Here is a 9,120-nt window from a genome sequence, read left to right on the forward strand (position 1 = left end):
GCCGGCCCCCCGGGGGCTCAGTTCGCCTCGGCCGTCTCAGGCGGCGGTGGGTCCAGATGCGGGGCCAGCCAGGTCGGTACGCCCCCGAGCAGCCGGAAGAGCCGGCCCGCCTCGGCCCGCAGCCGGGTCGCCGCCTCCGGCTCCGGCTCCGAGTCCGCGAGGGCGATGAGGGCCGGGGCCGTACCGATCAGATAGCCCAGCTCCTCCCTTATCCGCAGGGACTCGGCGAAGCCGTGCCGGGCCTCCGCGAGCTCGCCCTCGCGCAGAGCCAGCAGGGCGAGATGGCGCCAGGTCGAGGAGAGCAGCAGGGCGTCGCCCTGAGCGGTCGCACCGGCGTGGGCCCTGCGGTACGCGGCGCGCGCGGCCTGCGGCGAGTCGGCGATGTTCTGTGCGATCAGGCCCCGGCGGAAGTCCAGCAGCGGGCGGCTCGGCGCGGAGGGGGCGAGCAGCGCGGCGGCCCGGCTCAGCGCGACGCTGGCCTCGTCGGCCCGGTCCCGTACGCCCAGGAGCGTCGACGCGTACGCCAGATGACCGCGCTCGCAGGCGGCCGCTCCGCGTTCGGCGTCGTCGTGGGCAAGCGCCTCGGCGGTGCGCAGCGCGTCTTCGGCGTCGGTCCAGCCCTGCCCGGTGTACAGGCACCGTTCGGTCAGCAGGGCCGTCCGCTGGAGTGCCGCCGCCGGATCGGTGGCGGCGTCGGGTTCGAGCAGCGCGGCGGCGTCCGTCCAGCAGGCGCGTGATCGCAGCCGCCATACCGCTGTCTGGAGCGGCGGATCGTCATCTGCTGTCGTTCCGGAACCAGACATGGCGGTATGCGCCACATTGCCCTCCCCGAGCGCGCCATTGAGCTGTTGAGTCTGGCCGCATCTCAGCACGGATTGGCACGCCGGGCCAAGGGGTCGGGTCAATGTCAGGTGAAAGATTTCACAAACGACGGGACCTGCCGGGAGCCGCGGCAGGTCCCCGACGTCAGCTCATACGCAGGGCGAGGAAGAAATCGAGCTTGTCCTCCAGGCGCGAAAGGTCACGCCCCGTCAACTGCTCGATTCGCCCGACCCGGTAGCGCAGCGTGTTGACGTGCAGATGGAGCCGGGACGCGCAGCGGGTCCAGGAACCGTCGCAGTCCAGGAACGCCTCCAGCGTCGGGATCAGCTCCGCGCGGTGGCGCCGGTCGTAGTCGCGCAGCGGGTCGAGCAGCCGTGCGGTGAACGCGCGGCGCACGTCGTCCGGGACGAACGGCAGCAGCAGGACGTGCGACGCCAGCTCGTGATGGCCGGCCGCGCAGACCCGGCCGGGGCGGGCCGCCGCCACCCGGCGGGCGTGCCGGGCCTCCTCCAGGGCGCCGCGCAGGCCTTCGGGCGAATGCACGGCCGCGCTGACACCCAGTGTCAGCCGGCCGTCGTCGGCGAGGCCCGCCGAGAGCGGTTCGCGGACGGCGGCGAGCAGCACATCGGCGTGGAGCGCGGAGTCCTCCTCGGCGGGTGCCCCGTCGGGAGCGGAGTCGTTGGCCGGTGCGAGCGCGGTGACGGCGGGCAGCGGTACGAGGGCCACCGCCTCGTCGCCCGTGTGGGCGACCGCGATCCGGTCCGCGGAGTCGGGGCCGGTGACCGCGGGGTCGACCAGGATCTCCTCCAGCAGCGCCTGGGCGACCGGGCCGCCCGCGACGGCGGAACCGGGGCCCCCGGCCGGGGCGCCCGCGACGGAGGCGGCCGGCCCGCCCGTGTCCGCGGAGCCCTCCGCGCCGCCCCACTCGACCCGCGCCACCACGACCTGCCAGTGCGGCGCGGCGCCGAGCCCCGGCAGCAGCACCGGGGCGGCGACCCGCAGCCGGGCGGCGATCTCGGCGGGCGGGGCGCCCGTCTGGACCAGCTCCAGGACTTCCTGGGCGAGCCTGCGGCGTACCGTACGGGCAGCGTCGCGCCGGTCCCGTTCGACCGCGATCAGCTGGGTGACGCCCTGGAGCAGATCCAGCCGGGCGGGCGGCCAGTCGCTCGCGTCCGCCTCGACCGCGAGCAGCCAGTCGGAGAGCACCGACTCGCGCACATCCCGGGACGCCGGGAGCGCGCCCCGCCCAGTGTTGCGGATCGGGAAGAGCGAATACGTGGTGCCGCCGACCGTGGTCCGGTGCGGGGCCCGACGGCCGGTGCGGGTGGCGGCCAGATGGTGGCCGGCGAGCGCCACGCCCACCGGTCCGGCCAGCGGCGCGTCACCGGCGCCCGCGATCAGCCGGCCGGTGGGGGAGAGTACCCAGGCATGCAGGTCGAGGTCGGAGCCGAGCAGATCGAGCACCACCTCGGGTCCGCCGCCCGCCGGTCCCGAGGTCATCAGCCTGCGGTGCCGGTCCACGACCGCGGCCAGGTCGCCCGCCCGCTCGCCGGACACCTGGCGCACCACATGTTCGGTGATCGTTGCGAACGCGACGGTCTCATGGACGGCGAAGAGCGGCAGCCGGTGCTTCGCGCACGCTTCCACCAGGTCGCCGGGAACATTGCCGAGCTCCGCCTCGCCCGCCGCCAGCCCGGCGACCCCGGCGCCCGCCAGGATCCGTACGAACGGCTCCGAGTCCGTGGCGTTCCGGCGCCAGGCCAGGCCCGACAGGACCAGCTCGCCGCCCGACAGATAGCGGCTGGGATCCCGCAGGTCGGTGGTCATCACGCCACGGACGGTCCTGTCCAGCTCGTCCTCGCCGCCGAGCAGCCGCAGGCCCAGCGCGTCGGTCTCCAGCAGTGCGCGCAGCCGCATCTCGTTGCCGCCGTCTCTTTCGTTGGTGCGGGTGAAAACTGGTTATTGCGGTGAGGTTACTGATCCCCGCCATTCGTTCGAATCTACAAGACGAGGAGATCGACCAGCCAACTCCTTCATGGTTTCGGTGACTGCACCGGGTGGAGCACGGCTTGTGTACTTGGCCCCACACCGCGTTAACAACACATGAACGACCAGTCGAGGGCCGGCCGTCCCCCAGCCCCAGCGAACGACCCGATTGAGAAGAAGAGAGCCACTCATGGACTTCCTTCGCCCCGCCAGCTGGGAGGAGGCGCTCGCCGCCAAGGCCGAGCACCCGACGGCTGTGCCCATCGCGGGTGGCACCGATGTGATGGTCGAGATCAACTTCGACCACCGGCGGCCCGAGTACCTCCTGGACCTGAACCGCATCGGAGAACTGTCCGAATGGGAGGTGGGCCAGGAGAGCGTACGGCTCGGCGCCTCCGTCCCGTACAGCCAGATCATGGAGCACCTGCGCGCCGAGCTGCCCGGACTGGCGCTCGCCTCGCACACCGTCGCCTCGCCGCAGATCCGCAACCGCGGTGGCGTCGGCGGCAACCTGGGCACCGCGTCGCCCGCCGGAGACGCCCACCCGGCACTGCTCGCCGCGGGCGCCGAGGTCGAGGCCGAATCCGTACGCGGAACCCGGCTCATCCCCATCGACGCCTTCTACACCGGCGTCAAACGCAACGCCCTCGAACCGGACGAGCTGATCCGGGCCGTGCACATCAAGAAGGCCGACGGGCCGCAGCAGTTCTCCAAGGTCGGCACCCGCAACGCGATGGTCATCGCGGTCTGCGCCTTCGGCCTGGCCCTGCACCCCGAGACCCGCACGGTCCGCACCGGCATCGGCTCGGCCGCCCCCACGCCCGTACGGGCGAAGGCGGCGGAGGAATTCCTGAACGCCGCGCTCGAAGAAGGCGGCTTCTGGGACAGCCGCACGATCATCACCCCGTCCATCGCCTCGCAGTTCGCGACGCTCGCCGCCGCCGCCTGCAACCCGATCGACGATGTGCGCGGCACCGCGAGCTATCGCAGGCACGCGGTCGGGATCATGGCCCGCCGCACCCTCGGCTGGACCTGGGAGTCGTACCGCGGCAACGGCCGCAGCACCGAAGGAGCTGCCTGATCATGCGCGTCAATTTCACGGTCAACGGACGCAGGCACGAGGCGGACGACGTCTGGGAGGGCGAGTCGCTCCTCTACGTGCTGCGTGAACGGATGGGCCTGCCCGGCTCGAAGAACGCCTGCGAGCAGGGCGAGTGCGGATCGTGCACCGTCCGTCTGGACGGTGTCCCGGTCTGCTCCTGCCTGGTCGCCGCAGGCCAGGTGGAGGGCCGCGAGGTCGTCACCGTAGAGGGCCTCGCGGATTTCGCCGCCCACCGCTCCCAGGCACACCCGGGCAGTGGCTGCGCCCGCGGCGCCTGTGGCACCGCACTCGACAAGGCACGCCAGTGGGAAGCCAAGCCGGCCGGCGAGGACGGCCGGGACACCGGTGAACTCTCCCCGATCCAGCAGGCGTTCATCGACGCCGGCGCCGTCCAGTGCGGCTTCTGCACCCCCGGCCTGCTGGTCGCCGCGGACGAACTGCTGGAACGCAACCCGGAGCCGTCCGACGCGGACATCCGCGAGGCGCTCTCCGGCAACCTCTGCCGCTGCACCGGCTACGAGAAGATCCTCGACGCGGTCCGCCTCGCGGCCGCCCGCGCGGAAGAAACGGTCTGACGATGGGCGTAACCGGCAACCCCACCAGCATCAACCAGGGCACCCGTACCAGGGGCGGCATCGGCGAGTCCACGCTCCGCCCCGACGGCATCCTGAAGGTCACCGGCGAGTTCGCGTACTCCTCCGACATGTGGCACGAGGACATGCTCTGGGGCCACACGCTGCGCTCCACGGTCGCGCACGCCGAGATCGTCTCCATCGACACCTCGGAAGCGCTCGCCACCTCCGGCGTCTACGCCGTACTCACCTACGACGACCTGCCGACCTCGGTGAAGAACTACGGGCTGGAGATCCAGGACACCCCGGTCCTCGCCCACGGCAAGGTCCGCCACCACGGTGAACCGGTGGCGCTCGTCGCCGCCGACCACCCCGAGACGGCCCGGCGCGCAGCAGCGAAGATCAGGGTCGAGTACCGCGAGCTGCCCGTCGTCACCGACGAGGCCTCGGCCACCGCCCCCGACGCGCCCCTCATCCACGAGGGCCGCGACGACCACCACGCGGGGCACGTACCGCACCCCAACATCGTCCACCGCCAGCCCATCGTCCGCGGCGACGCGGACGCGGCGGCGGCCCGCGCCGATGTCGTGGTCAGCGGAGAGTACGTATTCGGCATGCAGGACCAGGCCTTCCTCGGCCCCGAGTCCGGACTCGCCGTGCCCGCCGAGGACGGCGGCGTCGACCTGTACGTCGCCACCCAGTGGCTCCACTCCGACCTGCGTCAGATCGCCCCCGTCCTCGGCCTGCCCGAGGACAAGGTCCGCATGACGCTCTCCGGAGTCGGCGGCGCCTTCGGCGGCCGCGAGGACCTGTCGATGCAGATCCACGCCTGCCTGCTCGCCCTGCGCACCGGCAAGCCGGTCAAGATCGTCTACAACCGGTTCGAGTCCTTCTTCGGGCATGTGCACCGTCACCCCGCCAAGCTCTGGTACGAGCACGGCGCCACCCGCGACGGCAAGCTGACCCACATGAAATGCCGCATCGTACTGGACGGCGGAGCGTACGCCTCCGCCTCTCCGGCCGTCGTCGGCAACGCCTCCTCGCTCGGCGTCGGCCCGTATGTCGTCGACGACGTGGACATCGAAGCCATCGCGCTCTACACCAACAACCCGCCGTGCGGGGCCATGCGCGGCTTCGGCGCGGTCCAGGCGTGCTTCGCCTACGAGGCCCAGATGGACAAGCTCGCCGCCGAACTGGGCATGGACCCGGTCGAGTTCAGGCAGATCAACGCCATGGAACAGGGCAGCGTCCTGCCGACCGGACAGGTCGTCGACTCGCCCGCCCCGGTCGCCGAGCTGCTGCGCCGGGTCAAGGCCATGCCGCTGCCGCCCGAGCGCCAGTGGGAGATGGCCGGCGAACAGGCCGACGTACGGGCCCTGCCCGGCGGACTCTCCAACACCACCCACGGCGAAGGCGTCGTACGCGGCATCGGCTACGCGGTCGGTCTCAAGAACGTCGGCTTCTCCGAAGGCTTCGACGACTACTCCACCGCCCGGGTGCGGATGGAGGTCATCGCCGGCGAACCGGTCGCTACGGTGCACACGGCCATGGCGGAGGTCGGGCAGGGCGGCGTCACCGTCCACGCCCAGATCGCCCGTACCGAACTCGGCGTCGCCCAGGTCACCATCCACCCGGCCGACACCCGGGTCGGCTCGGCCGGCTCCACCTCCGCATCCCGGCAGACGTACGTCACCGGCGGCGCCGTGAAGCACTCCTGCGAGGCCGTCCGCGAGAAGGTCCTGGAGATGGGCCGCCGCAAGTTCGGTACGTACCACCCCGCCTGGGCCACCGCCGAACTGCTCCTGGAGGGAGGCAAGGTCGTCACCGACGGCGGCGAGGTGCTGGCCGACCTGGTCGACGTACTGGAGGACGAAGCGGTCGACATCGAGCTGGAGTGGCGCCACCGGCCCACCGAAGCCTTCGACCTCCGCACCGGACAGGGCAACGGCCATGTCCAGTACTCCTTCGCCGCGCACCGCGCGGTCGTCGAGGTCGACACCGAGCTCGGCCTGGTCAAGGTCATCGAACTGGCCTGCGCCCAGGACGTCGGTAAGGCACTCAACCCGCTGTCGGTCCTCGGCCAGATCCAGGGTGGCACCCTCCAGGGCATGGGCATCGCCGTCATGGAGGAGATCCTCGTCGATCCGAAGACCGCGAAGGTGCGCAACCCGTCCTTCACGGACTACCTGCTGCCCACCATCCTCGACACCCCGACCATCCCGGTCGACGTGCTCGAACTCGCCGACGACCACGCCCCGTACGGGCTCCGTGGCATCGGTGAGGCCCCCACCCTGTCGTCGACCCCGGCCGTCCTCGCGGCGATCCGGAACGCGACGGGCCTGGAGCTCAACAGGACTCCGGTACGCCCCGAGCACCTCACGGGCACCTGAGTCCCGGCTCCTCCCGAACCCTCCGGGCGGTGCGTGCCTCCCAGGAACGTCACACTTCCGTTGCCCGCACCGCCCGGAGTACTCAAGTGCCGCACTTCTCATGGTCGTTGGCGCAACGAGTAGTCACCGCAGCAACGCAGTCCCGTGGTGACGAAGCAGTCCCGCGGTATCGCAGTCCCGTGGTGACGAAGCAGTCCCGCGGTATCGCAGTCCCGTGGTGACGAAGCAGTCCCGCATTTCCGTAGTACCAGCACATTCCACTCTGCATGCACAGTTCGTCTCGGGCCGTCCCCCGGGTCGTGCCGCCAGCGCAGTCATCCCAAATCCCGCATATCGATTCTTCATCGCGGGTGCCCCTGTGAACCTTGGGAGTCAGGCATCATGACCCAGCAGTCAGTGGAGCCCGGGACCATTGCGGAGGACGCGGGCTCCGGCTCGCGCATCCCCGCAGGAAGATCCTGGCTCGACCGGTACTTCCACATCTCCGAACGCGACTCGACCGTCGCACGCGAAGTGCGCGGCGGCATCACGACCTTCATGGCGATGTGCTACATCCTTCTGCTCAACCCGCTCCTGCTGTCCGGACCGGATGTGGCGGGCCACCGGCTCAGCCACGCCGGGCTGATCACGGCGACCGCGCTCGCCGCCGCCGTCTCCACCCTGCTGATGGGCTTCATCGGCAAGGTGCCGCTCGCTCTCGCCGCCGGGCTCTCCGTCTCCGGCGTGCTCGCCACCCAGGTGGCGCCGCACATGACGTGGCCGCAGGCCATGGGCATGTGTGTGATGTACGGCGTGGTGATCGTGCTGCTGGTCGTCACCGGGCTGCGCGAGATCATCATGAACGCGATACCGCTGGCCCTGAAGCACGGCATCACCATCGGCATCGGCATGTTCATCGCGCTGATCGGTCTCGTCAACGCCGGCTTCGTCGGCAAGGGCGCCCCGGTCACGCTCGGCGTGGGCGGACAGCTCTCCGGCTGGCCCGTACTGCTCTTCTGCGTCACCCTGCTGCTCATCTTCATGCTGCAGGCCCGCAATGTGCCCGGCGCGATCCTGATCGGCATCGTCGTCGGCACCGTTCTCGCCGTCGTCGTCAACGCAGTCGGCGACATCAGCCCCAAGGCATGGGGCGGCAGCGCACCCGAACTGCAGGGCGGCGCCGTCTCGATGCCCGACTTCGGGCTCTTCGGCCACGTCGAGTTCGGCGGCTGGGGCGACATCGGCGTCATGACCGTAGGCATGATCGTCTTCACCCTGGTGCTGGCCGGCTTCTTCGACGCGATGGCGACCATCATCGGCGTCGGTACCGAGGCCGGGCTCGCCGACAGCAAGGGCCGGATGCCCGGCCTGTCCAAGGCGCTGTTCATCGACGGCGCGGGCGGGGCGATCGGCGGCGTCTCCGGAGCCTCCGGCCAGACCGTCTTCATCGAGTCGGCGACCGGCGTCGGCGAGGGGGCCCGCACGGGTCTGTCCTCCGTCGTCACCGGTGTGCTCTTCGCCGCCGGACTGTTCTTCACCCCGCTCGCCCAGATCGTGCCGGGGCCGATCGCCGCCGCCGCGCTGGTCGTCATCGGCGCGATGATGATGCAGAATGCCCGCCATGTCGACTGGAGCGACCGCTCCGTCGCAGTGCCGGTCTTCCTGACGGTCGCCCTGATGCCGTTCACGTACTCCATCACCGCCGGTGTCGGCGCCGGAGTGATCTCCTTCGTCGCGATCAAGGCGGCGCAGGGCAGATTCCGTGAGGTCGGCGCGTTCATGTGGGTGCTGACCGGTGTGTTCGTCGTGTACTTCGCGCTCAGCCCGATCGAGAGTTGGATGGGGGCCAAGTAGGCCCGACCGTAACGCGATCGGTCCGTCCGTAAGCGATCGACCCGTCCCTCCGCACCCCCGTAGAAGGAGAAACGTCATGCTGGACATCGCCGAAGAGCTCAACCGGTGGGTCGAGCAGGGACGCGACTTCGCCGTGGCCACCGTCGTGGCGGTCGGCGGGAGCGCCCCCCGGCAGCCGGGAGCCGCCCTCGCCGTCGACCGCGACGGCACGGCGATCGGTTCGGTCTCCGGGGGGTGTGTGGAGGGCGCGGTGTACGAGCTGTGCGAGCAGGCCCTCGACGACGGCAGGACCGTCCGGGAGCGGTTCGGCTACAGCGACGAGGACGCCTTCGCGGTTGGGCTGACCTGCGGCGGCGTCATCGACATCCTGGTCACACCGGTCCGTGCGGACGACCCCGCACGGACGGTGTTCGCC

At 71.0% G+C, this 9,120-nt stretch carries 7 protein-coding genes; 5 read left to right on the forward strand and 2 right to left on the reverse strand.

All coding sequences use genetic code 11. The features are described 5' to 3' along the window. Positions 1-17 precede the first annotated feature (17 nt). Together ACFU8Q_RS16730 and ACFU8Q_RS16735 are read right to left on the reverse strand one after the other, a co-directional pair. Entirely contained in the window at positions 18-803 is a 786-nt protein-coding gene (locus tag ACFU8Q_RS16730) for a hypothetical protein (protein ID WP_384453806.1), read from the reverse strand. Between the two features lie 163 nt (positions 804-966). After that, positions 967-2,739 (reverse strand): PucR family transcriptional regulator, encoded by a 1,773-nt coding sequence (locus ACFU8Q_RS16735; RefSeq protein WP_384453807.1) that lies wholly within the window; start codon positions 2,737-2,739, stop codon positions 967-969. 259 nt (positions 2,740-2,998) lie between these two features. On the opposite strand from ACFU8Q_RS16735, the gene ACFU8Q_RS16740 reads away from it, so the two are divergent. The 5 genes from ACFU8Q_RS16740 to ACFU8Q_RS16760 form a co-directional block, all read left to right on the forward strand. After that, positions 2,999-3,889 (forward strand): FAD binding domain-containing protein, encoded by an 891-nt coding sequence (locus ACFU8Q_RS16740; protein ID WP_384453810.1) that lies wholly within the window; start codon positions 2,999-3,001, stop codon positions 3,887-3,889. Positions 3,890-3,891: 2 nt separating this feature from the next. Next, positions 3,892-4,485, forward strand: coding sequence for a (2Fe-2S)-binding protein (locus ACFU8Q_RS16745; protein ID WP_384453813.1), 594 nt, complete (start codon positions 3,892-3,894; stop codon positions 4,483-4,485). A gap of 2 nt (positions 4,486-4,487) precedes the next feature. Further along, entirely contained in the window at positions 4,488-6,872 is a 2,385-nt protein-coding gene (locus tag ACFU8Q_RS16750; protein ID WP_384453816.1) for a xanthine dehydrogenase family protein molybdopterin-binding subunit, read from the forward strand. Between the two features lie 381 nt (positions 6,873-7,253). Further along, complete coding sequence (locus ACFU8Q_RS16755; protein WP_384453818.1) at positions 7,254-8,705, forward strand: NCS2 family permease; 1,452 nt, start codon at positions 7,254-7,256, stop codon at positions 8,703-8,705. Positions 8,706-8,781: 76 nt separating this feature from the next. Beyond that, positions 8,782-9,120, forward strand: a 339-nt coding sequence (locus ACFU8Q_RS16760) for an XdhC family protein (protein ID WP_384453821.1), incomplete at its 3' end; no start/stop codon positions are given.

This window comes from Streptomyces sp. NPDC057543 (assembly GCF_042801895.1).
In the GTDB taxonomy this organism is placed as follows: Bacteria; Actinomycetota; Actinomycetes; order Streptomycetales; family Streptomycetaceae; genus Streptomyces.